17 protein-coding genes and 1 tRNA gene are annotated in these 25,625 nt (G+C 22.1%); 11 read left to right on the forward strand and 7 right to left on the reverse strand.

Annotated features, from left to right (window positions below; all coding sequences use genetic code 11):
- Positions 1 to 1,303 precede the first annotated feature (1,303 nt).
- The 8 genes from rny (at position 1,304) to ACTCUI_RS00835 (ending at position 10,454) form a co-directional block, all read left to right on the forward strand.
- A complete protein-coding gene (gene rny / locus ACTCUI_RS00800; RefSeq protein WP_463430848.1) occupies positions 1,304 to 2,881 on the forward strand; it encodes a ribonuclease Y in 1,578 nt (525 codons plus the stop codon).
- A gap of 18 nt (positions 2,882 to 2,899) precedes the next feature.
- Complete coding sequence (locus tag ACTCUI_RS00805) at positions 2,900 to 3,676, forward strand: TIGR00282 family metallophosphoesterase (protein WP_463430850.1); 777 nt, start codon at positions 2,900 to 2,902, stop codon at positions 3,674 to 3,676.
- A gap of 50 nt (positions 3,677 to 3,726) precedes the next feature.
- A complete protein-coding gene (gene miaA / locus ACTCUI_RS00810) occupies positions 3,727 to 4,608 on the forward strand; it encodes a tRNA (adenosine(37)-N6)-dimethylallyltransferase MiaA (protein WP_463430852.1) in 882 nt (293 codons plus the stop codon).
- A 16-nt stretch (positions 4,609 to 4,624) separates the two neighbouring features.
- Complete coding sequence (gene efp / locus ACTCUI_RS00815) at positions 4,625 to 5,200, forward strand: elongation factor P (RefSeq protein ID WP_463430854.1); 576 nt, start codon at positions 4,625 to 4,627, stop codon at positions 5,198 to 5,200.
- Between the two features lie 134 nt (positions 5,201 to 5,334).
- Positions 5,335 to 6,615, forward strand: coding sequence for a hemolysin family protein (locus ACTCUI_RS00820; protein WP_463430856.1), 1,281 nt, complete (start codon positions 5,335 to 5,337; stop codon positions 6,613 to 6,615).
- A 93-nt stretch (positions 6,616 to 6,708) separates the two neighbouring features.
- The gene (locus ACTCUI_RS00825) at positions 6,709 to 9,453 is read left to right on the forward strand and encodes a cation-translocating P-type ATPase (protein WP_463430858.1); all 2,745 of its coding nucleotides are present in this window, start codon (positions 6,709 to 6,711) and stop codon (positions 9,451 to 9,453) included.
- A gap of 81 nt (positions 9,454 to 9,534) precedes the next feature.
- Positions 9,535 to 9,627, forward strand: a tRNA-Ser gene (locus ACTCUI_RS00830).
- Positions 9,628 to 9,851: 224 nt separating this feature from the next.
- Positions 9,852 to 10,454, forward strand: a complete 603-nt coding sequence (locus ACTCUI_RS00835; protein WP_463430860.1) for a nitroreductase family protein — start codon at positions 9,852 to 9,854, stop codon at positions 10,452 to 10,454.
- A gap of 121 nt (positions 10,455 to 10,575) precedes the next feature.
- Here ACTCUI_RS00835 and ACTCUI_RS00840 read toward each other — a convergent pair whose 3' ends face one another.
- The 6 genes from ACTCUI_RS00840 to hrcA form a co-directional block, all read right to left on the reverse strand.
- Positions 10,576 to 12,237 carry an ABC transporter ATP-binding protein gene (locus ACTCUI_RS00840; protein ID WP_463430862.1) on the reverse strand — a complete coding sequence of 554 codons (1,662 nt, stop codon included), beginning with the start codon at positions 12,235 to 12,237 and terminating at the stop codon, positions 10,576 to 10,578.
- A 162-nt stretch (positions 12,238 to 12,399) separates the two neighbouring features.
- A complete protein-coding gene (locus ACTCUI_RS00845) occupies positions 12,400 to 13,389 on the reverse strand; it encodes a lipoate--protein ligase (protein ID WP_463430864.1) in 990 nt (329 codons plus the stop codon).
- Positions 13,390 to 13,495: 106 nt separating this feature from the next.
- Positions 13,496 to 14,611, reverse strand: a complete 1,116-nt coding sequence (gene dnaJ / locus ACTCUI_RS00850) for a molecular chaperone DnaJ (protein ID WP_463430866.1) — start codon at positions 14,609 to 14,611, stop codon at positions 13,496 to 13,498.
- A 101-nt stretch (positions 14,612 to 14,712) separates the two neighbouring features.
- Positions 14,713 to 16,605 (reverse strand): molecular chaperone DnaK, encoded by a 1,893-nt coding sequence (gene dnaK / locus ACTCUI_RS00855; RefSeq protein WP_463430868.1) that lies wholly within the window; start codon positions 16,603 to 16,605, stop codon positions 14,713 to 14,715.
- A complete protein-coding gene (locus ACTCUI_RS00860; protein WP_463430870.1) occupies positions 16,571 to 17,248 on the reverse strand; it encodes a nucleotide exchange factor GrpE in 678 nt (225 codons plus the stop codon). The genes dnaK and ACTCUI_RS00860 overlap by 35 nt, the downstream gene beginning before the upstream one ends.
- A gap of 50 nt (positions 17,249 to 17,298) precedes the next feature.
- A complete protein-coding gene (gene hrcA, locus ACTCUI_RS00865) occupies positions 17,299 to 18,324 on the reverse strand; it encodes a heat-inducible transcriptional repressor HrcA (RefSeq protein ID WP_463430872.1) in 1,026 nt (341 codons plus the stop codon).
- Positions 18,325 to 18,664: 340 nt separating this feature from the next.
- Here hrcA and ACTCUI_RS00870 point away from each other — a divergent pair, with 340 nt between their 5' ends.
- From ACTCUI_RS00870 to ACTCUI_RS00880, 3 genes are all read left to right on the forward strand, one after another.
- Positions 18,665 to 21,508 carry a S1 family peptidase gene (locus ACTCUI_RS00870; protein ID WP_463430874.1) on the forward strand — a complete coding sequence of 948 codons (2,844 nt, stop codon included), beginning with the start codon at positions 18,665 to 18,667 and terminating at the stop codon, positions 21,506 to 21,508.
- Positions 21,509 to 22,894: 1,386 nt separating this feature from the next.
- On the forward strand, positions 22,895 to 23,053 hold the full coding sequence (locus ACTCUI_RS00875) for a hypothetical protein (protein ID WP_463430876.1): 159 nt from the start codon (positions 22,895 to 22,897) through the stop codon (positions 23,051 to 23,053).
- Between the two features lie 1,191 nt (positions 23,054 to 24,244).
- Positions 24,245 to 24,772, forward strand: coding sequence for a hypothetical protein (locus ACTCUI_RS00880; RefSeq protein WP_463430878.1), 528 nt, complete (start codon positions 24,245 to 24,247; stop codon positions 24,770 to 24,772).
- A gap of 236 nt (positions 24,773 to 25,008) precedes the next feature.
- Here the strand turns inward: ACTCUI_RS00880 and ACTCUI_RS00885 are convergent, their stop codons facing one another.
- Positions 25,009 to 25,539 (reverse strand): hypothetical protein, encoded by a 531-nt coding sequence (locus tag ACTCUI_RS00885; protein ID WP_463430880.1) that lies wholly within the window; start codon positions 25,537 to 25,539, stop codon positions 25,009 to 25,011.
- Positions 25,540 to 25,625 lie beyond the last annotated feature (86 nt).

A 25,625-nucleotide genomic window follows, 5' to 3' on the forward strand; every position in this document is an offset into this window, starting at 1 on the left:
TTAGAGGAAATTTAGGGTTCCTTTGATATTGTTGGATAGTATATCACATTATTGGATTAACCTGAGAATGAAAGTTCAATAAGGGAAAATAGCATATCCAAAAAGCATCAATGATGCGAAATGAAGTTAAAAAGCATGAAATTCTAGGGAATTGAAGATATAAAATAATTAAAAATAATATTTTTGAAATTATTATTTTTTAATTTTGAAAAAATAATTTTATTTTATGCAAAAAATTATTAAATTAAGTCTTTAATTATTATCTTTATCTAATGATTAAACTATCCTTTCTTCGAAAGAACACTTAATTTATATAAAAAAATAAAAATTTTTTTAATAATAATTATTTTACTGAGATTATCCATGCAACATTTAACACTTACCCAAATTAAATAGCTACCTTGGACAAGCTAAATAAATTTAAATCTTTAAATAAATCAATTTATAAAAATGTATTTAAATTTATATGCTTTCAGAGCTTTCATAGTACTCGTAAAAGTAATGTTTTACCTAGGAGAAGTTAATAACTTTCACAAGGGGAAGGAAAGCAGAGGGAAAAAATACTTTTTTCTAATAAAATAAAAATTATATATTAATTTTTATAAGTTAACTCGGAAAGCCGTATGCATAGGAATATGCCCGTGCGGTTTGGGCGAGGGTTTATATCAAATAATATTTTTTCATTAATTTCTTAATTAATAAAGATATAAAAATATGATATATTCTATTCGCATGAAAACAATGTTGAACCAGAAAAGCAAGATTCTGAAAATTTATTCGAAAAATTGTCAAAAACAAAAATTGGCGAAAAAATTTCGCAAAATTTATACAAAAAAGGCGAACAAATTCTAGATAAAACGATAAAATCCGTCAATCCTCCAAATTTATTTAAGAAAACAAAAAAAAAAAAATTAATTTAATTATGAAATAAATTCAAAAAAATACTTTGAAATAATTCATTTTTAAATATATAAATACTATAAAAAGATCATTTTATAAATCATTAAAATTAAAAAATAAAAAACTAAAAATTATTTCATAAATTTTTAGTTTTTTTATTTTTTAATAATAAATATTATTTGAATAATATTTATTATTATAATATAATAAATACTATATATAATTTTTTTATATATTTAAAAATTAATTGTCTAAAATAATAAAATTTTTTTATATAAACTAATTCATATGAAAAAAATTCGAATTAAATTTTTAATTCAAATTTTTTTTTGAAAAAAATCAAAAAATAAATATTCTGATATATTAGAAAGGAAAGTATTGTTTATAATAAACTAAAATATAAATGGACGGAGAAAGACAAAATTGGTTATATTTTATTTTTTTATTTTCTTTTTGCATTTTTTTAATAGGAAATTTTATTTATTTTTTTGTCAAAAAAAAAATAAAAAAACAAATACAACAAGCAAACGAAAACATTAAAAAAAAAATATTACAATCTCAATTTATTTCAGCAAAAATTATTGAAGAAGCTGAAAAAAAAATTGCTTTATTAAGAAAAGAAACAGAACATGATCTCAATCAAAGAAGAAATATAATTATTAATTTAGAAGAAAAAATTATTCATAAAGAAGAATTACTAACTTCAAGATTTAAATATTTAAATGAAAAAGAAGAATCTTTATATAATAAAGAAAAAAAAATAGATGTTAGTAAAAAATATTTAGAAGAAATGCAAAATCAAATCGAAACAACACTAATACAACAACAAAATAAATTAGAAGAAATTTCAAATTTAAATCAAAAAGAAGCCAAAGAAATCATTTTACAACAAGCTAAAGAAAATTCTTATAAAGAAATAATGAATTATGAAAAAGAACAAGAAAAAGAATATAAATTTAAAATCAAAACAAAAGCAAAACATTTATTAGTCTTAACAATGCAAAAATTATCTAAAGAAATTGTAGATACACATAATACAAGTACAATTTTTTTAGAACAAGATGAATTTAAAGGTAAAATCATTGGTAAAGAAGGCCGTAATATAAAAGCTTTTGAAGTTATTACAGGAGTAGATTTAATAATAGATGATAATCCTAATACCGTGATTTTAAGTTGTTTTGAGCCTATCAGAAGAGAAATTGCTAAAAGAACTTTAGAAAATTTAATTATGGACGGAAGAATAACTCCTGCAAGTATTGAAAAAATATTTGCAAAAACATCTTCAGAAATTGATGAATTTATCCAAGAAATAGGTGAAGAAGCTATTTACGAAGCAAAAATAGGATTTATAGATGAAGAATTAATTAAATTGTTAGGCAAATTAAATTTTCGAACAAGTTATGGTCAAAACCTTCTAAATCATTCTTTAGAAGTATCTTTTTTAGCAGGAATTTTAGCAGCCGAAATAGATGAAAATGAAGTACTTGCTAGAAGAGCAGGGCTTTTACATGATATTGGAAAATCTCTAGATTATCATATAGAAGGAAGTCACGTAAAAATTGGTGTAGATCTAGCACTGAAATATAAAGAACCCCCAGAAGTTATTGACTCTATTGCCTCGCATCACGAAGATCAAGAACCTACTACTTTAATAGCTGTTTTAGTTGCAATAGCTGATACAATTAGCTCTGCCAGACCGGGAGCCAGAAGAGATTCAATTAATAATTATATACAAAGAATCACGCAATTAGAAAATATCGCTAATAGTATTCAAGGAGTTGAAAAAGCTTATGCAATTAAATCTGGAAGAGAAATAAGAGTTATCGTCAAATCTAAAGAAGTTAATGATTTAAATACTTTTATAATAGCTAAAAAAATCAAAAAACAAATTCAAAAAAATGTACATTACAATGGTTCTATTAAAATCACAGTTATTAGAGAGATTAGAGCAATTGATATAGCCGAAGTTAATAATAATTAAGGAGTTTGAAATATAATTATGAAAATTCTTTTTATCGGCGATATTTATGGTAGAACAGGCGTCGAATATTTAATAGAAAAAATGAACTTCTTAAAAGAAAAATATCAATCAAATATAATTATTGCAAATGCTGAAAATGTTTATAATGGCAAAGGTCTAGATTATAATAATTATAAAGATTTAATTTTGTCCGGAGTTGATATAATGACGATGGGCAATCATACTTTTCATAATGAATCTATTAAAAATTTTATTTTATCCTCTAATATAATTAGACCTGTAAATCTACTAGATAATAAAAAAAATATTGGCAATGGTTATAAAATAATAAAACATAAAAATAAAAGAATTCTTATAATGAATGTGTTAGGCCGAGTATTTATAAATAAGGATAACTTAGAATGTCCTTTCAAAACAATTGATCACGTTTTAAATATTTGTCGTCAAAAATATGATTATTCTTTTTTAGATTTTCACGCTCAAGCAACAAGTGAAAAAATAGCTTTAGCTCATTATTTTGATGGTAGAATTGATGCTATTGTTGGCACACACACTCATGTTCAAACTAATGATGATAAAATATTACCAAAAAAAACACTTTATATTTCTGATGTAGGACTGACAGGACCATATGAAGGAATTATTGGGCAAGATAAAAATATTATTATAAATAATTTTATTCATAAAAAAAATAGAAAAAAACATCAAATTGCAAAAGGAAAAAGACAATTAAATGGTGTTTTATTAACTTTAGGTAACCAAAAACAAATTAAAAAAATAAATTTTAATGAATAATTTTATGTAATAAAAAAATATTCATTAAAATTTCATTTCAATGGAGAAATATGAAAAAAATAATAGTTATATCAGGACCAACAGCATCCGGAAAAACTGATTTATCTATTGAATTAGCTATTTTATTTCAAGGAGAAATTATAAATGCTGATTCAGTTCAAATTTATAAAAAATTTGATATAGGTTCTGCTAAAGCAACTGTTGAAGAAATCCAAAAAGTGAAACATCATTTGCTAAATAAAATCGAACCAGAAGATAGTTATAATATTTATAATTTTCAAAAAGATGTTCGCTCGTTAATACCTCAAATTAAGGTTCCTGTTTTAGTAGGTGGTAGCGGTTTATATATTAAAGCAGCTCTTTTTGATTATGAATTAATGCCTGAAAATAAATCATTAAATCATATAATTCAGACAAATAATTTATCTATAGAACAAATGTTACAAAAAATTAAACAAAAAGATCCTGATTTAATTATAGATACAAAAAATAATCGTCGTATTATAAGCGCTTATAAACAAATTATACAAAATAATTTAAGATCTCAAAAAACAGGTAAAAATATTCCTTTATTCGACATTTTATTTTTTTATTTAGATACTACTAAAAATATTTTAAAGAATAGGCTCGCATTAAGATTAGAGCAAATGTTGAAAAAGGGATTTATTGAAGAAGTAAAATATCTTATGCAAAATTATACTAAAGCGAATTTGAATATTATAGGTTATCGCGAAATCAAAGACTTTTTAGAAAAAAAAATAAGTTTAACAGATGCTAAAAATTTAATTATTCGAAATTCTTTAAAATATGCTAAAAGACAAAAAACATGGTTCAAAAATCAAATTTCATCTTTACAAATCATAAATACTTTAAATGAAAATTGGAAAGAACAAATATTTCAAAAAACAAAAAAATTTTTAAAAAAGGAATAGAAAAAAAGAAAAAATAATGATTAATACAAATGATTTTAAAATAGGCCAAACTATTAAATTAAATAACAATGTTTATCAAATTATAGATTTTCTACATGTTAAACCTGGGAAAGGTGGGGCATTCGTAAGAAGTAAATTAAAAAACTTAAAAGATGGGTATGTCATCGAACATATTTTTAATTCGGGTATTAAAATTGAAAAAGCAATAATAAACAAAAAAAAATTACAATTTTCTTATATTTTAGATAACAAATATATTTTTTTAGACACTGATACTTATGAAGAATTTGAAATACCCAAAGATAAATTAAAACATATCATTAAATATTTAAAAGAATATATGTTAGTCGACGTTATATTCGATGATAAACAAGAAATTTTAGGATTTTCTATTCCTGATAAAATTTCTTTTAAAATAATTAAAACTGATTCTTTCACAACATCAAACAATACCCGAAAAACAACTTCTTATAAAGAAGCTACTTTAGAAACTGGTTTTGAAGTTAAAGTACCTATTTTTATCGAACAAGGAGAAAAAATTATTATCAATACCGAAACAGGTCTTTATGTTTCAAGAGATGTTGAAAAATAATTTAAAAAACCTTTCTAATATGAATAAAAAAATGAATTATAATTTTTTTATTCATATGATATAATAAAGGTAGTTATGTCGAAATTTAAATTTTAAACTAAAAAACAAAGGAGTTTCACTAAACTTATAATTTTATGACAACAGACCCGACTATAATAAAAATTTTTTTAATTATTTTCTTAGTTTTATCAAATGCTTTTTTTGCCTCTATTGAAATAGCTTTAGTTTCTTTAAGTCAAAATAAAATTGATTCAGAAGTGAAAAAAGATATTCAAAAAGCTGTTGGAATAAAAAAATTAAAAGAAAAACCTAATTTTTTTTTATCGGTTATTCAAATAATAATTCATATTTTAACTTTTTCCCAAGGTTTCTTAATAAATTCTCAAATTCATAATATGCCAAATATTCAAAAATATGCTATCGAAATATTGGTTATTTTCATTTCTATTATTTTTGGTGAATTAGTGCCTAAAAGAATTGCTTTGGCTTTTCCTTTGAAAACAGCTTATTTATTTATTGGTGTTTTTAATATAATTTGTTTTTTCACAAAACCTTTTGTTTGGATATTTAATCAAATTAGTAATTTTATTTTATTTATCTTTAGAATTGACACTACTGTTCCAAAAGATATTGTCAATGAAGACGAATTAAGATTATTGCTTACTTCTTCCTATAAAACAGGTGTTATTAACAATAATAGAAAAAATATGATTCAAAATGTTTTTGATTTTGACGGAACAATAGTTTCTGATATTATGCGTCATAGAACAGAAATTATAGCTATAAAATCTGATATGACTAAAGATGAAATTATAGAATTCATTTCTAACAAAAAATATACTAGATTCCCTGTATATGAAGAAAATATCGACAAAATAATAGGTATTATCCATGTTAAAGATATTTTTAAAGGTTTGATTGCAGAAGAGAGAGCGAATCCTAACAATATAAATAAAACTTTTGATATCAAACAATTTTTGCGTAAACCTTATTTTGTTATTGAATTTCAAAATATTAGCGAATTATTTAAAGAAATGCAAATAAAACAAAATCATATAGCAATTGTCGTGGATGAATACGGTGGTACTTCCGGAATTGTAACTATTGAAGATGTAATTGAAGAAATTTTAGGAGATATACAAGATGAATATGATAAACAAACAAATGAAATTCTTAAAGTTTCTGATAAAGAATACATAATTCAAGGAACAACTCATTTACATGAAACAGAAGAATATTTAAAAGCTGATTTACCTGTTGAAGATTATGACACTTTAAGCGGTTTTATTCTAGGACAATTAAAAAGAATGCCTGATAAAAATGAAAAAATTAAAATTTTATATAATAATTGGCAATTTGAAGGTTTAAAATATGATGGCTTAGTTATTAATACGGTACGTATTACTCATATATAATAATTATTTAAATTAAAAATTTAATATTTATTTTTGGACAAAATTTTTTTAAATTTTTGAAATAAAATTCAAATTAGAAAAGTTTAAATAAAATTGGAAAAACTATTTCCTCAATCATCTTTAGAATTATTAGAAAAAAAATTACAAACTAATTTTAAGGAAGGTTTAACAAAAGAACAAGTAGATAAAAAAATCTTAAAAAATGGTTTAAATAAATTAAAAGAACCTAATAAAATAAATTTATGGCAAAAATTTTTTTATCAATTCAACGATTGCTTTATTTATATATTATTAATCATTTGTTTGATTACTTTTTTAATAGGGTTAATTGAAAATAAAACAGAAGAATTAATAGAAAGTATTTTAATTTTAATCATTATTTTAGGTAATGCTTGTTTAGGTTTTTTTTACGAAATTCATAAAGAAAATTCTTTATTTCTAATAAAAAAAAATACAAAACCTTATGCTAAAGTTTTAAGGAATAAAGAATTAAAACTTATTTTAAAAGAACAAATAGTTGTAGGAGATATTATTTTTTTAGAAATCGGAGATATTGTACCTGCTGATTTAAGGCTAATTGAAACTCATAATCTAAAAGTTAATGAAGCTATTTTAACAGGTGAAACATTATCTGTGGAAAAAAAGAGTAATATTATACAAAAAAAATTTCTTTTAATTAATTCTCCTAATTTAGTTTTTATGGACACCACTATTGTATCTGGACGCGGTCACGGAGTTGTTATAAAAACAGGAATGGAAACTCAAATAGGGAAAATAACTAAATTAATTAAAGAACAAAAAAAAGAAAAAACTCCTTTAGAAAAAAACATTCAACAATTATCTAAAATATTAATTTTTATTATTTTGGTCTTTACTATTTTAAATTTGGTTTTGAATTTATTTAAATATTATCTAAATCACGAATATAAAATAGATATCACAATAATTAAACAACTTTTTGTATCTTCTATTATTTTAGCTGTAGCTGTTATTCCCGAAGGTTTACTAGCTATCATAACTATTATTTTAGCATCAGGTATCAAAAGATTAATTAAAAAAAACGCTATTGTTAAAAATTTAAAAACTTTAGAAACTCTAGGTTCTATTAATGTTATCTGTACTGATAAAACAGGTACTTTAACTCAAAACAAAATGACTATTAAGCAATTATACCTTAATAATAAAAAAATAGAAATTAATTCTAATTGCATATTAGATCAAAATGTAAACAAATTTATTACTTATGGTATTTTATGTAATAATAATTTTCTTTATTCACAAGAAATCAAATCTCAAAACAAAACAAACTTTTCATTTGATCCCATTGATCAGTCTTTTATAGATTTAGGATATTCATTAAATTTAAACATTTATCAAATTCAAAAAAATAACAAAAAAATAAAAGAACTTCCTTTTGATAACAATAAAAAATTTATGATGACAATTCATCAAAAAGACAATAAAAAATATTTAATAATCAAAGGAGCTGTTGAAATTTTATTTAATTTATCATCTTTTATCCAATATCAAAAAGACATTATTGATAAAAATGAAATAAATATTATACAAATAAAAAAGGATTTAAACTTAATGTCGTCGGAAGGTTATAAAGTTATAGGTATTGCTTATGCACCGCTTGATCCTTTTATTAATTATGATTTAAATAATTTCAATCTTGAACAAATATTAAACAAAATAAATAAAAAAATTATTTTTTTAGGAGCTTGCGGTATAGAAGATCCAATACGTTCTGATATTTTAGCTACAATGAAAAAATGTCAAAAAGCTTTTATAAACATTATTATGATAACAGGAGATCATATTCAAACAGCTATCAAAGTCGCTTCGGAATTAAAAATTTTTAATCCTTCTAAAGATTTAGTTATTGAAGGTAAAACATTAGATATTTTAAGCGAAAAAGAATTAGATGATAAATTAACTTCAATTAAAGTTTATGCTAGAACTAATCCTGAACATAAATTAAAAATTATTAAAGCTTGGCAAAAAAAAGGTCAAATTGTTGGAATGATAGGAGATGGTGTTAATGATGCTCCAAGTATTAAAAAAGCTGATATAGGTATTGCAATGGGCATCACAGGAACTGATATCACTAAAGAATCTTCAGATATTATTTTAACTGATGATAATTTTCAGACTATAACAAATGCTATCGAAGAAGGCAGAAATATTTTCGATAACATAAAAAAAATTATTATCTTTTTATTAAGTTGTAATATCGGAGAAATTATTGTTATTCTATTAAATACTTTGTTAGGAAGTATCTTTTTTAATAAAAATTTTATTATTTTAAATACTTTACAAATTCTTTGGATTAATTTAGTAACTGATTCCTTAGTAGCTATTGCTTTAGGATTAGAATTACCTGAAACAAATATTATGACAAGAAAACCACGTATTATTAAAGCATCTTTATTAAATAAAAAAATAATTTGGAAAATTTTCAATGAAGGTCTAATTATCGGTTTAGGAACGTTTATAGCCGCTTTAATAGGATATCAAATAAATTCGAATAATCAACCTAATCAATATGGACAAACTTTTGCTTTCATGGTTTTATCTTTATCTCAATTAATTCATGTGTTCAATTTAAGAAGTTTGGATAAATCTATTTTTCGTTTAAAAACCAATTTCTATTTAATAATTTGTTTTATCATTAGTTTATTTTTGCAAATAATTATTTTTATAATACCTTTTTTTAGAAAAACTTTTAAATTATCTCATTCTTTATCTTTTTTAGATGTAATTATTATTTTTGGATTTTCAATAATACCTTTAATTACTGTAGAAATAAAAAAAATAATGAAAAAAAATAATTAACTAGGCGAGAGTTTTATACTTTATTTAAAATATTTTAAATATTTATATTATAATTGAATAGTATTTATAATTGCAAATGAAGGAGTAGTACTCAAGTAGGTTATAAGAGGCGTCCCTGCTAAGGACGTAGTCCAAAATATTGGTGCAAGGGTTCGAATCCCTTCTACTCCGCCATTTTATTACCGCTTTGTTACCATGTTTTAAAAAAATAGAAATGTCGTTGTCATAAAATAAAATATAAAAGAATTATCAAAATAATATTTTTATATTTTATTTTATATATTTAAGCAAACATTAAAAAACGTTTTTTACACTCAACAAAGTATCTATTGAAATAGATAATTTTTTTTTAATATAAAAATATAATCAAAATTTAAAAAAAGAAAGAAAATATTTTTATGCACATCAAAACAATTAGATCATTTGAAAAAAATCATAAAATATCGCATGAAAAATGGTTAAAAATTTTCGATGATATCCGTTATACCCCTTCTTCTTTTGATTTGCAACCTTGGCGTTTTTTTATAATTGAAAGTGAACAAAATAAAAACAAATTAAAAACAATTTTACAAGGGAATACAATACAATTAGAAACTAGTTCTGCTATAGTTTTAGTATGCGGTGACTTAAATAAAAAAAATTCAAGTCAATACATTTATAATCAAAAATATTTAAATAAAGAAATAGATAATGAAACAAAAGATGTCATTCTTCAAAAAATAAAAAACCATTATAATCAAATGAATCCTCAAAAATTAAAAAATGAAATTTTTTTTGAATGCGGTATTATTTCTTTAAATTTAGTTTTAACAATGCAAAATTTAGGATATAATTCGTGTTTTATGGGAGGTTTTCTTTTTGAAAAAATTAATAATCTCTTCCAAATACCTAATAATTATACTCCAATCATTTTAATTGCTGTAGGCAGAACTGAAAAAAAAATTATAAAAAAAGAAAAAAAAATTAAACTAAAACCTAATGAATTAATATCTTTTTTATAAAAATAAATATATTCAAAATAAATTTCTTTATATCTATTTAATTAAAAAATATTTATAAAAATAAAAAAAGATCATAATTCAAATTATGATCTTTTTTCGGATTAATTTTTATTTTAATTAATTATTTATTATTAATAATATCGATAGGTTTTTTATAAGCCCAACGTAAAACAATAGGTAAAATAACTAAAATAGAAATAATAAAATTATAAATAAATGTTACAAAAATAAATAAAGGAAGTCTAACTAAAGGACTTAAAGCACAAAAAGGTGTTATAGTATATATAAACAACGCACTTAATGGATTTGTATTCCAATTTTCCTGCTTCATCCAATTTTCCAAAGTAGCTGATTTATCTGAAAAATACGGCGCCATTTGTTCTAGTGTTAAAGAATTAATATCTGAAACTTTCATTATTGAAAATTTAGAATATATCAGAGACAAACCATCGTCCCTAAGCAATAACACAAGAGCGAATAATAAAATAACGCTTAAAAATACTTGCATTATAACAAATAAAAAACCTTCAACAAAAAAAATTTTAGCAATATTTCGGCCATCAGAACCTAAAGACCTTAAAATACCTATTTTTTTACTTTGTAATTTAGCGCTCATTTTAAAATATAAAAAATTCATTAAACAAGGAATTAATAAAAACCAAAAATAAAATTGAAAACTTGTAGCGAGACCCATAGTTTCTTCAACTTGTTTGAGACCAATTCTTAATAGCCTGAATGATGATAATGGTAATGTTTCAAATAATTTGTAAATATGTGTAATTAAATCTGGAACTCCGAAATATTTATAAGGGATAACATATAAACCTATTATAAAACCCAAAAACAATGTAAAAAAGGAAGTTAAAATTATAGATAAAAATAAAAACAACTTCTTATTTTTAAAACTTTTTAAAGCATTGCTAAAAATAAAAGAAAAAGATAAACTACTAAAATGAGAACAAAATTTTTGTTGTCCTTGTAAAATTTTACTTTCATCTGTGGGCATAAAATTATTATCATCCAAAATCTTTTTTTGAGTTAATTTTTGAATCATATCAGCCGTTAATACTTGGCCTTCCTTCAATTCTTCTTTTGCTATACCTTTTTCTTTTCGAGTGACATCAGAAATAATTAATCCATTATCCAATTCTATTATACGATCTCCATATTGATAAGCTTTTAATTTATCATGAGATACTATAATAACTAATTTTTCCAAAGATAACTCTTTGAATAAATCAAAAATAATTTCACTACTTTCATTATCAAGATTACCAGTTGGTTCATCAGCAACAATAACATTAGGATTTTTAATCAAAGCACGAACTATTGCGATTCTTTGTTTTTGACCTCCTGATAATTCATTAATGTTTCTATATAAAAAAGAATCATCTAAATTAACTTTTTTCAACAAATGACTAACTAAACCAATATCTACTTTTTTTCTTTGTAATTTCAAAGATAAAGAAATATTGTTTAATACATTCATATCTTCTAAAAGATTAAATTCTTGAAAAATAAAACCAATCATACCATTTCTATAATTATCTAATAATTTTTGTGATAAACTACTAATATTAATTCCGTTTGATTCAATAAAACCATAATCAACTTTATCTAAACCAGTTAAAAGATTTAATAAAGTAGATTTACCTGAACCAGAATTACCTAAAATAAAACACATACCTTTATCAGGCAAGGTCAAAGAAATATTTTTTAAAGCATGAGTAATAAATTTTTTTTTTGTTATATATCTTTTATTCAAATCAACTATTTTAAACATGAAGAATTCCTCCTGCTCATACTTTTTCTCTTTTCTAATATAAAAAAAATTAAATATAAAAAAATTTATATTTAACTTATATTAAACACATAATGATTCAAAAATAAAAATTATTTTTATTTCAATATTTTTTATTTTAATATTATTATACTAAAAAATACATCAATAAAACATATCTTCTTCTAAAAAAGATAAAAAATCCTTATTAGAAGCGTTTAAAATATAATCTTGGATATCAATATTTTTCAAAATTTGTCTTATACTTTCTTTATTATAAGAAACATTTATAAACTTACTTAAAAATTCTTCTAAATTATCCTCTTTATGAAAAAAATCTCCTTTTAGATTTATTTCTGTTATTCGGCCTTTATCCAAAGATAAAAAAATTTCTAAATTACCCCAATCAAATCTTTTTTTTAATTTTTTATTATATTGAGGATGTTCTTGAAAAATCCATTCCTTAGAAGAATATTTTTGAGACATTTTTTCTATTTTTAATATTTCATCAGAAGTTAAACTATATTGTTCATTTGTTAAAGAATTATTTAAATAAGTCATTAATTCTTTTTGAGTCATTCCATTTAAATATTTTTTTAAATTATCTACTCTTGCAGAAACACTTGAAATACCTTTAGAAATTAATTTCTCATTATCAGGAGTAATACATCTTACCATAGTATTTATATCACAATCATAAAGAAAAGTACCATGTATGATCATTCCATTTTGATTTTTCATAAAAGCGTTACCTGATACTTTTTTACCATTTAACATAATATCATTTCTTCCGCTCAAATATAAATTAACCTCTAAATTTTTAAAAACTTCAATAATTTTAATTAAATATTGCTTAAAAGTAAAATCTTGGCCTTTACGAGAAACAATAATACTAAAAAGAGGAGTTTGAGGATCATTATAAACGCACCCTCCTCCTGTTGGTCTACGAAAAAAATCAATTTTATTTTTACGTGCAAAATCTAAATTAATTTCGTTTTCAATAATTTGATTCTTACCTAAAACTATACCTTTAATTTGCCATTGAAAAAAAAATATTTTATTTTCTTTTAAAAGATTATTTAAAATATATTCTTCAAGAGCAAAAGAAAAGTAGGGTTTTAAATCATTAGGCTTATTATGCTTGACTAAAATCATTTTTTCTTTACTCCTTTTTTATTCAAAAAATAATTTTGAAAAAGAAAGATAATTTTCTTTTTCAAAAATTTTTTTCCAAAAAACAAAAATAACCTTTTTAAAAAAATTAAAAAAAGCCCCAAGATTTATTTTTTTTAGTATTTTCTTTAAATAAATCTAATTCTTTAATTTCTTGAATAAGTTTTTTTTGATGACTAGATAATTGAGTAGGAGTTTTTACTTTAACAATAACATAGTGATCTCCTTTACGATAAGAAGCATTTAAATAAGGAACACCTTTGTTTTTTAATTTGAATTTAGTATGAGTTTGTGTACCTTCTGGTATTTTTAATTCAACTTCGCCATAAATAGTAGGTATAGTCAATTCCTTACCTAAAATAGCATCATAAAAATTAATCCAAATAGTTGAAATAATATTTTGCTTCTCTCTTTGAAAAATATCATGAGGTCTAACTTTAAAAGTTATATATAAATCACTATTTCTAGTATTTAAATGCCCTCCATTGCCCTGTTTTTCAAGTTGCAACGTCATTCCATCTTCCATTCCTGCAGGAATGGAAATTTTCACTTTTTTAACATTTGACACCCTTTGTAAACCTTTACATAAAGAACATTTCTTATGAATAATTTTGCCTTGGCCTCTACAATAAGAACATAATTGTTTTGTGGCAATATTACCTAAAAAAGTTCTTTGATATTTAGTAATATACCCTGTACCTTTACAATGGTAACAAATTTGAATATCTGTGGGACTTTGAGCACCTGTACCGTTACATTGATGACAATCTTCTTCAAATTTAATTTGAATTTCTTTTTCGGCTCCTAAACAAGCATCTAAAAAATCAATAACATATTCTACATATTTATCTTGAGTTTTATGCTTATTATTATTATTTTTAGTTTTTTTTTCGCCAAAAGCATCGATAAAAGTTTCAAAAATATCATTGATGCCGCCAAACCCTTGACTACTAAATCCTTGATGAAAACCTTGATTACCAAAATCATTATAATCTTGATGCCCAAAATTGTCATAATCACTTCTTTTTTGAGGATTACTTAAAACTTGATAAGCTTCTTGAACTTCTTTAAATTTTTCAGCAGCATTAGCTTCTTTAGAAACATCTGGGTGATATTTTTTTACAAGTTTTCTATAAGAAGATTTAATTTCTTCTTCGCTAGCATTACGTGAAATTTGTAAAACATCATAATAATCCTTTTTCATAATAAAACTCCTCTAGCTTTATATTAAATTTTATTCTTTTAATAAAGAAACCAAAAAAAGATAAATCTCTTTTTTTGGTTTCTATTTCGTTCAAAAGAAAATTATTTTTTCTCTTTAAAGTCAGCATCTACTACTTCATCTGGATTAGCTTCTGTATTTGATTCTTGTTTAGAATCATTATTACCCGGATTTTCTTTAGATTTTGCTTGGGCTTTTTGATAAGCTTTTAAAGCTATTGCTTGAGCTTCTTTTTCTAAAAGACTATTTTTTTCTTTAATTTCGGAAACATCTTCTTTTTTCAAAGCTTCTTCTAAATTTTTAATTTGTTCTTCCACTTTATCTTTTTCTTCTGGTTTTATTTCATCTTTTAAAGTATCTAAAGATTTTTTAGTTTGGAAAATTAAATTATTTGCTTCATTTATAGTATCAATTTTTTCTTTTTGAATTTTATCAGCTTCTGCGTGTTGTTCAGCTTCTTTAACCATTCTTTCAATTTCTTCTTTAGATAAAGAACCGCTTCCTGAAATAGTAATTTTTTGTTCTTTGTTAGTACCTAAATCTTTAGCTTTAACTGAAACAATACCATTTACATCAATATCAAAAGTTACTTCTATTTGTGGTACCCCCCTTTGTGCAGCTGGGATTTCATCTAAACGAAAACGCCCTAAAGTTTTATTTTCTTTAGCTAAAGGTCTTTCTCCTTGTAAAACATGAATATCCACTGAAGTTTGATTATCTTCGGCAGTAGAAAAGACTTGTTTAGCTGTTGTCGGAATTGTTGTATTTCTTTCGATTAATTTAGTAAATACATTACCTAAAGTTTCAATTCCTAAAGAAAGCGGAGTTACATCTAAAAGAAGAATATCTTTTACATCGCCGGATAAAATACCACCTTGAATAGCGGCTCCCATAGCAACTACTTCATCAGGGTTAACACTTTTATTCAAAGCATCTTTATTTAATTCTTTTTTCACTAAATCTTGAACAGCTGGAATTCGAGTTGAACCACCTACTAAAAGAACTTGGTGAATTTGTCCTGGTTTCATATTAGCATCTGATAAAGCACGTTTTAAAGGTATTAAACAACGATCAACTAAATCTTGAGTTAATTCATTAAATTTAGCTCTTGTTAAATTATATTCAAAGTGAATAGATTCGCCGATTGAATTACCTTGATCTTGTCTTTGAATCATTGTTAAAAATGGTAAAGAAATTTGAGCTGACATAGCACTACTTAATTCTTTCTTAGCGTTTTCAGCAGCACTTTTTAATCTTTGCATTACAGCTTTATCTTTGCTTAAATCTACTAAATGTTCTTTTTTAATTTCTTTTAACAAGAATTCAATAATTTTATTATCGAAATCATCGCCACCTAATAAGTTATCTCCGGCAGTTGATAAAACAGAAAAGTTACCTTCTGCTAAATTCAAAATAGAGACGTCAAAAGTGCCTCCACCTAAATCAAAAACTAAAATGTTTTGTTCTTTATTAGTTTTATCAATACCATAAGCTAAAGCGGCAGCTGTTGGTTCATTAATAATTCTTTTTACTTCTAAACCAGCAATTTTACCAGCATCTTTAGTAGCTTGTCTTTGAGCATCATTAAAATAAGCAGGGACAGTAATAATTGCATTTTTAACTTCTGCTCCTAAATAATCTTCAGCTTGTTTTTTTAAATTTCTTAAAATCATTGCGCTGATTTCTTGAGGAGTATATTTTTTGTCTTTAATATTAACTACAAAATTTGTTTCACCCATATGTCTTTTAATAGATAAAACAGTATTTGGGTTAGTTAACATTTGTCTTTTAGCAACTTCTCCAACTAAAATCTCATCATTTCTAAAAGAAACGATCGAAGGAGTAGTTCTTCCGCCTTCAGAATTAATAATAACCTTAGCTTCTTTGCCTTCCATAACAGAAACACAAGAATTAGTTGTTCCTAAATCTATTCCAATAATTTTATTTGTTTTCATTTGTTTCGTCACTCCATTCATTGATTTTTACCATAACTGGTCTAATAACTAAATCTTTATATAAAAAACCTTTTTGCAAAACTGCTAAATTAATACCATTAGCTTGATTTTTGTCTGAAATTTTCTCAACTGCATGATGAAATTTAGGATCAAAAACCTTGCCTAAAGCTTTAATTTCTTGAACACCCTCTTTATGTAAAATATCTTTTATTTGTTGATAAATCATTTTAAAACCTAACAAAAAATTTTTTAATAAAGGTTCTTTAGGCGAAATTTCTAAAACTTTTTCTAATTGTTCTAAAGGAACTAAAAGTTCAGTAATTAAACTAACAGAAGCATACTTTAAAGAATGCATTTTTTCTTTTTGAATTCTTTTTTGAAAATTATCTAAATTAGCTTGATATTTTAATTTTTCATTATTATATGATTTACTTAACTCAGATATTTGTTTTTCTAATTTTTCTTTATCTGTTTCTAATTGATGAACTTTTTGAAAAACATCTTCTTCTTTATTTTTTGGACAATCTGAATTATCTTCTTTGCTGCAAGATCCTTTATCACAAAATCCTTTTTTCTCTTCTCGAGAACAATTATCTATATTTTTATTTGTGTTGGATTCGCCGCCACAACAAAAATTATCTTTTTTAATATCTTTTTCATTCATGTTTCAATGAACTCCTTCATAAATTTATATAAAAAATTATAATTCAAATTTTATTTTTTTTCATATAAATGAGATATATGAGCGGATAAATATTCTAAAATAGGTATAATTTCTTGATATTTAGTTATATGAGAACTTACAACAGCTATAAAACCTTTTTCATTTTCATTAATATAATAAGGAATAGAAATAAAAATAAAATTTTTATAAGGTATTAAACTAATTTGATTAGCTAATTTACAAATAACTTCTTTTGATTCACAAAAAAAGTTACTTAAAGTTACATTTTTATTAAAAATTTCATAAATATCTTTAATAGTTTCATCTTGTTCTTCATAAGAAGTTAAAAACTTAGAAACACCATAAAAAGAAGTGCTGTTATTTAAAAAATTACGAAAAGCATCCAAAAAAAATTGTATCAATTGTTCTTGATATTGAATATATCTTTTAATTTTAATTTTAAACAGATCGCTTTGAATAATTTGAACAGCTTCGTTTAAATATTTATCAACTAATAAATTATTCAAAATATTAATAACTTTTTTGAATTCATCAATTTTAAAATTTTGATACTCATCTGAAAATATATTTTTATGTTGTAAATTACCTTTATTTGTAATTATAAAAATAATAGCTTGTTCTTCATTAACTAAAACTAAATCAATTTTTTTAATTTTACTAGTTTTTAAAATATCAGGTTTTACATTAATAATCGCATGGTTAGTTAAATTACATAATAATTTTAAAACTTCTTGAATAATTTTCTCTTTATTTAAATCTTTTTTTTGAATTATTTTATTTAATAAAGATAAAATTTCCATATTTTCTTGTTTACGAGTTATCAAATTATTAAGATAAAAAATATAACCTTTTAAAGAAGGGATTCTACCGCTTGATTTATGTGTTTTTTTTAAATAACCTTTTTTATCTAATTGCATCATATCATGACGAATAGTAGCGCTAGAAAAATTTAAATAAGGTATTTTAGATAATAATTCAGAGCCTATGGGTTTTTTTTCTTTAGAATAATTTTCAACAACAGCTTTTAAAATTAATCTCTCTCGATTCGAAAGCAATTTTGCACCCCTAGTGTTTATTGAGTATTTAAATTAGCAATCTAACATAATGACTGCTAACACTATTCTATTATTTTTTTTTACAAATGTCAATATAAAAATGAAATATTATATAAAAAAAATATAAAAGTAGTTTGAATTAATATATCATTAATAAGCAGAATATTTTTTTAAATTATGAAACCTATAAATTATAATTTTTATTTATCATATTCAAATTCAAAATTATAATGTCAAAAAATATTAATTTATAAAAAAATCTATTTAAATGACAAAAATATTCTTGAAAAATTAAAACAATTTAAATATAACTCGATTAGAAATTGGAATAAAAAATAACTTGAAAAAAATAAATAATACATATTTATTTTTTATAAAAAATATAAAATTATCCCTATTATCTGTTTGTATTATCTTATTATTTTATTATAAATATTTATTTAACCAAAATCAAAATCAAATTATTCAAAACGATTATAAACAAAATCAAATTACACTTCAAATAACAGATAAAGATTTAAAAGAAAAAAATAAAATATTAGAAGAAGTTCAAAAAAAAATTCAAAACATTTTCGATGTATCTCAAGAAAAACCATCTTTTGTCATAAAACCTCATAAGTTCAATAAAGGAGATATAGTTTATACTTTCACTTTAGATACTCTATCCAATATTAAACCTTTTCAAGAAGGAATAATTAGCACAAACTATAATTTAACTGATACTGATTATTTACCTATTTCTATCAAAGGAAAAAATAATAAAATATTTTTCAATACCAAAGGAGAATTTATAGGAATTTCTTTACCACATCAAGATCCTCGCGCTGAAATAAATCATATAATAACCTCTAATTCTATTTTTTATTTCGCCCAATGTAAAAAAATACAAGATGAATTAAAATCATCTACTGATCAAAATGTAAATACGCCAAATAAATATTATTTTTTCATTGAATTCGATGAAAATATCGAAAAAAAGAAACATAAAATTTTTTTAAATCAAGAAGGATTTTTTCTAGGATTATATAATTTAGAAAATCCACCAACTTCTTTAGATTATATTTTAGAACAGTTATTATTCTCTTATTGCAGACAGCAAATAGAAAACAAAATATTAAGCACAAAAAAATCTGAAATACTAGATGAAAAAAATAATCCTATAAATAAACATATTCCAAATTTAAATAAAATTACTTTTTTAATTAAAGTAAATTCTTTATTAAATAATATTTTTTTAAATGCAGGTTCTGGTTTTATTTTTTCCGCAGAAGAAATAAAACAAAAAAACAATGATATTATCTATAATTATTATGTTTTAACTAATAGGCATGTTTTAAAACTAATTATGAAAAATCCTTCAATCCAAATTGAACTTTTAAATATTCATTTTCATTCAAAAGGAGAATTATTAGGTTTTATAAATAATAATGATTCATATGATGATATCGCTATTTTAACTTTTCAAGATAAAGACCCAAACAAATTTCAAGAAATCAAAACAATTTTAGAGAAAGTTTTTCCTCCTAAAAAAATAAATGTAGTTCAAGGAGAAACTGTTTATAGTATGGGTTCTCAAATGTCTCAAATTCAAACTAAAAATTTAACTTTGGATGATTTAAAAAATTATTTTTCAAAAATGGATTCATCATCTAATGAAAAATACTATTTAGAATTTAATTTATTAAAAAAAGGTAATATTGTTTATTTTAATGAAAAAGAAATTGCTTTTGATATTCAAATTGATAATGGTAATAGCGGAGGGCCTGTATTTAATATTGATGGTGAAATTATAGGAATGAATAAAAGTGTTCTTACTGATGCTAACGATGTACCCGATAAAATATCTCAATGTATAAATATTGAACATATAAAACAAATATGCAATAAAATCATCAAATTGCATAAAACAAATCCAATTCCAAAATTTTTTCAAATATCATCGGAAAATTTTGATTATTTAAAAAATGAATTAAATTCTTTTCTTCCTTTTTCACAAACAAAAATTTTACCAGGTCAAGCTAAAAATAATATTACTATCTCAATTCAAGAATTATTAAATTATTTTAAAAACACAAAAACAAAATCCATTAGTTCCCATTTAATAAAAGAAGAAAAAGAAATTAAATTAAATATTAAATTAATTATTATTTTTAATAAACAAGAAGAAATATTTTATTTAAATCCAAAGGAAGAAAAAATTAAAATAATATACAATGAAAAAAAAAACGAAATTATTTTTCAAAAAAAGAATCAAAAAAATCTAAGTGAATTTAAAATTTATAACATTAATAATATTCGTTTTCGTAATAGTCAAGAACCTTTTTTATCTTTAGAACTAACTTATCCTCATAAAACAAATAACGAGGATAATATAATAAACTCAAAACATAATGTTATGAATTTACAAAAAATAAAAAATTCTTTAATTATTTGGAAAAAAAACGAAATAATGAGTGGTAATGGAATTATTTTTCAAAAAAAAGCTTTATCCGATAATCGTTTTTTATATTTTGTTTTATCTACTTATACACATTATAATAATAAATTCATTTCAATAATAGAATCAATCAAAAATATTTTTTCTAATGAAGTAGAAATAACTACTTTTTATGATGAAAATTACAAAAAAGAAAAAGGAGAAATAAAAAGTTTTTTATTTGATAACAATAATTTGCTTTTATTAACTTTTGAATCCTCTAATCATTATGATATTGTTCCGACTAGAGATGTTCAAAATTTAAATTTAGGAGAAGAAGTTTTTTTTCTAATAAATAATAATAATGATTATTTTCCCCAAATGTTTAAAGGTGTCGTAAGTTATAAAACACAAGATTTTTTTCTTTGTGATTCTGTCTTTAATTTAAATCAAAAAAATAAAACTGCTAATCCTAAATTAAATTTTTTATATTTCGACAATGAAGGTCATTTTATAGGAGTGAATGAAGATATTAAAGAAACAAATTTAGATGATGATGTTTTAATAAATTTTAATAAAGTATCTTTATTCAAAAATATAGATATTGTCGATTTACTTCAAAAAAGTAAATTGAAAGAAAGTTTACCTCTCGTTTTTTCTTGTACATTCATTATTATAACTATATTTCTTTTTATTCATTTAGCCGATTTATTTAATAAGTTCAAATTAAATTATTCTCCAATAAAAGAACAAAAACAAAATATATAAAAAAATCTAAAATGATATAAATTTATCATAATAATAAACTTATTTTATATTTTAATACCAAAAACACAAAAAAGACTAGATAAAAATCTAGTCTTTTTTTAAATTCTAAATAATTTGTATTAACTCTTATAAATATTAATTAAATATTAATGTATTAAAATATTTTTTATTTAATATTTTTTATCATTTCTTTTTTATAATTAAACGCTGCCACAGCTAAAAACAACTGAACCTAAAATAACAAAACTTCAAAGCGCTATTTCTTCTCATCCAAGATGTTTTACTTTATTGTTTAACAGTATAATTAACGCTTATTGTACCAATATAGTCATCGGCTTCAACTTGAGGATGTTATATTGTTCATTTGTTCTTTTAAAATTTTAATATTTTTATCTTTTAAACCAGTTTTTTTTCTTTTATTGCATCTATATAATTTCTTCTTTAGTTGGTTCAGAATCTTTTATCAATACTTGCTCTAAGTTTATATTTTGTAAAATACTGGATAATTGACCTCTTTGTTAAACAGTATAAGCAACATCTATTCCCCCTTTATAGTCATTAGATTTAACTTTAGCTGTTGCATTTTGTTATAAATGTTTTGATATTAACATTTAAACCATTATTTTGTTTTTTATTACAGTTATAATTTATTCTTTATTTGATTCAGTTCCGTTTGTTAATATTTGCCCTAAGTTTGTGTTTGTTAAAACATTTGATAAGTTTTTTTGGTTAAACAGTATAAGTAACTTCTATTGCTTCGCCTAAACGGCTATCAGATCGAACTTTAGTTTTTGAATTTTCAATTCCTTTGATAACAAAGTTTTCATTATCTAAAAAACCATTATTTTTTGATTTTACTGCAGCTATAATTTCATTTGTATTTGGTTTATCTTGAAATAATAATTAATAAGTATAATTTTAAATGTTAAAAAAATTTTAAATTTTTTTAACATTTTTTTTGTTATTAAACATCGACCTAAATAAGTCGTTAAACTATTTTTAAAAATATTCTCTCTATATATATATTCTCTCTCTTTTCTTTAAATTTCAATATCTTAATTAAAAGATATTTAAAGTTAAGACAGAAGACTTAATGTAGTTTTAAATAATTAAATGAATAGGTATTAAAAATATTTCAAATACAAATAATGATGATTTAGAATTACTTTTACAAGTTGAAGGGTTTTTTATAACAAAAAAATTAAATGTTTTATTAGAGGGATGCCAAAAACAATCAAATAAGATAAAAGATTTATCACAAATAAATAATAATACTTTGTGTTTAATTGAAAAAGTTAAAAAAATTATTTTAATTCAAAATAATTTTCATGACCTTAGCAAATCATAAAACTACTATTTTTGAAAAATTATGAAATAAAGGAGTTTATGATGGCTAAACGTTTTTCTAGAAGCAATATTTGGATTATATATATTTTGTGCCATCTGTTTGGTATTTTAATTCCAATTTTGGTTTTTGCGGTTCATAAAGGTGATTTAACTTTATCAAAAACTAGACATTCAAAATGTTGCGTTCTAAATAAATAAAAAATATTTATTTAAAAAAAGCAAACTATTTATTAATTACTTTTATTCCAACTCAAAAAAATCAATTGTCAACAACAAAATAAAAATATTTTGAAAAAAATAAAAATTTCTTTTTTAAAATTTTCAAAAAATTTTTAAATTTTTAAACAAAGAAAAAAGAAAAAGAAAAGAACCAATAAGAAAAAGAAAAAAGAAAAGATATATTATACATTTTATAAATTAATTTTATAAATTTTTATATTAACAAAAATTAGATAAATTAAAAAAATAATTAAAAAGGGCCGAATAGTCATATTAATTTAATAATTTTATGAAAAAAACAATGTATAAGGTATCCTCTATTGGTTACAAAAAAAATAGTGAGTAATATAAAAATTTATTTTAAATTAATAAAATATATCTTATTTTAGCTATTTGAGCTGTCATAGAGTAAATTTAAGGCTCGCTTCAACCTCTATTTTATGGTTTCTAAATTTTTAGAAAATTATTTGAATTATCATTGAGGCCGCAAATTATTTCCAAAAGAAAATCCAACAAGTCACGTGTCAATTAGAAGAATACCAAAATGCTAAAAGCGAATCCTACGGAAAGAATGAACGAAGAGATTGAACAAATTAATTTTACCTGCTAAAATTTCTGAAAAATAAAACTTGTTTTGAAATGAATAACTAAAACAAATTTTAGTTAACAAATATCCTAAAACAAAATCAAGTTTATTGAATATATTAATAAACATAATTGAATTTAAAGTGGTTTTTACAAACTCTTCTTTCTTTTTAATTTTACTGCTTATTATTTCTATTAATCCTTATTAAAGGGGTCTTAAAGTTTATAACAAATAATAATGTACTTATGTTATGAAAGTTCAAATAATATTTTTCAGTTAAATAAATGAAACAAAATTAATCTATACTACAAATTAATAATTATAAAATAAGTTATTATACTCAATTTTATAATTATATTGATCCCCATTTATTTCAAAACTTAATTTGTTAAACAATTAAATATTATTTTTATTATAAAAATACCCTTAACTTTAGGAGGTGTTAGACTTTTTTTCTATTAATAAAAAATTCATAAAAAAATATAAACTATTATTATAAAATATATAAAAAAAGAGTTTAGTTTGAAAATAAAATAATTTTAATAATTTTTTATTTAAAAAAACATAGAAAAAGAAAGTATACAATGAGAATATTACCTTACGAATTATATCAATACGCTCCTGATTTAGCATTATGCGCTTTAAGAAAAGAATTTGGAATGTATGATTATTGTTTAAATAAAAATATTAAAAATCAAGGTATGCAACCTTTTTTAGATATGAGAAGAAATTATTTTAATTTATCTTTAAATAAATGGATTTTAGAAATGAATAAAAGAAATCATTACGTAAACACTTTTCATTCTTTTTACGCTAATAATGTTTCTTATAAAGAGAAAGAAACAAATTTTTTTTTGATTTTAGAATGTTGTATTCAATGGGAAATCAAACAATTTCTACCTTATGAAAGTAATTTATCTTGGTATCAAATAGCTTTTCAAAAAATTAATTCAAATAAAATAAAAAATAATTTAAATTTTACAATTTATAAACAATTAATGGTTTGGTATAAAGATAATTTTATTCAATTAAATAAAAAAGGATTACTTAAACCAAAAAAATTAAATATGCAATATATCATTTCATTTTTTTCAGATCAATTTTTAAAATAAAAATATAAGAAAAAAATAAATATTAAAATAAAAAAAATATAAATAAATTTAATTATTACTTAAAATAATATAATTTATTCATAATTTTATTTATTATGTTATAAATATGGCAATTTTAATGCATTGGACCAGAAATATCTATATTTTTTTAAAAAATTTTATTAATTTATTGAAATAAATCTTTATGAATTGAAATTTTCATTTTATTTTTTTAATGAAAAAGAGTTTTTTATTAACTAAAATTTTTTTGATCTTAAATAAAAAATAGGAATAACAACTAATAAAGTTAATAATAAGAAAAAATTATTTATCCAAACTCCGATCCATACTTGAGATGAATTATTATAAAAATTTAAATGAAAAAAATTATTAATTTTTAAACTAATGTCACAAGATAAAAAAGGATTCATAAAATTATAAGGGCATTTATAAAAACGTTGATTTTTAATTGAGCCTAAAATTAAGGAATAAAAGAGATAAAACAAAGGGTGAACTAAAGCTAAATAATTTTTGCGACAAGGAGTTAAAGGTAGGGTGATATAAAAATGACTAAAATAAAAAATAGTAAACAAAATCAGAATATAAGTATGTTCGCATAAACTAACAGTTAAAAACTCATGTTTAAACTTTTTATAATCTGTGAAAGGATCAACGATGAAATTCCAAAAAACACCAGTTAATAAAATATCAACTAAAACACAAAAAGTCCATAAAGAATAATTTTTAGAATTTCTAAATTTAGAGTTTAAAGCTATCTCCTGCTCCATCAAAAACAAAAGTATTAAAAAATTACATAATAAGTCAAACTATTTATTAAAAAAAATAGTTTGACTTATTTTTTTGTTTAAAAAAA

It is taken from the genome of Brinjal little leaf phytoplasma (assembly GCF_978563805.1).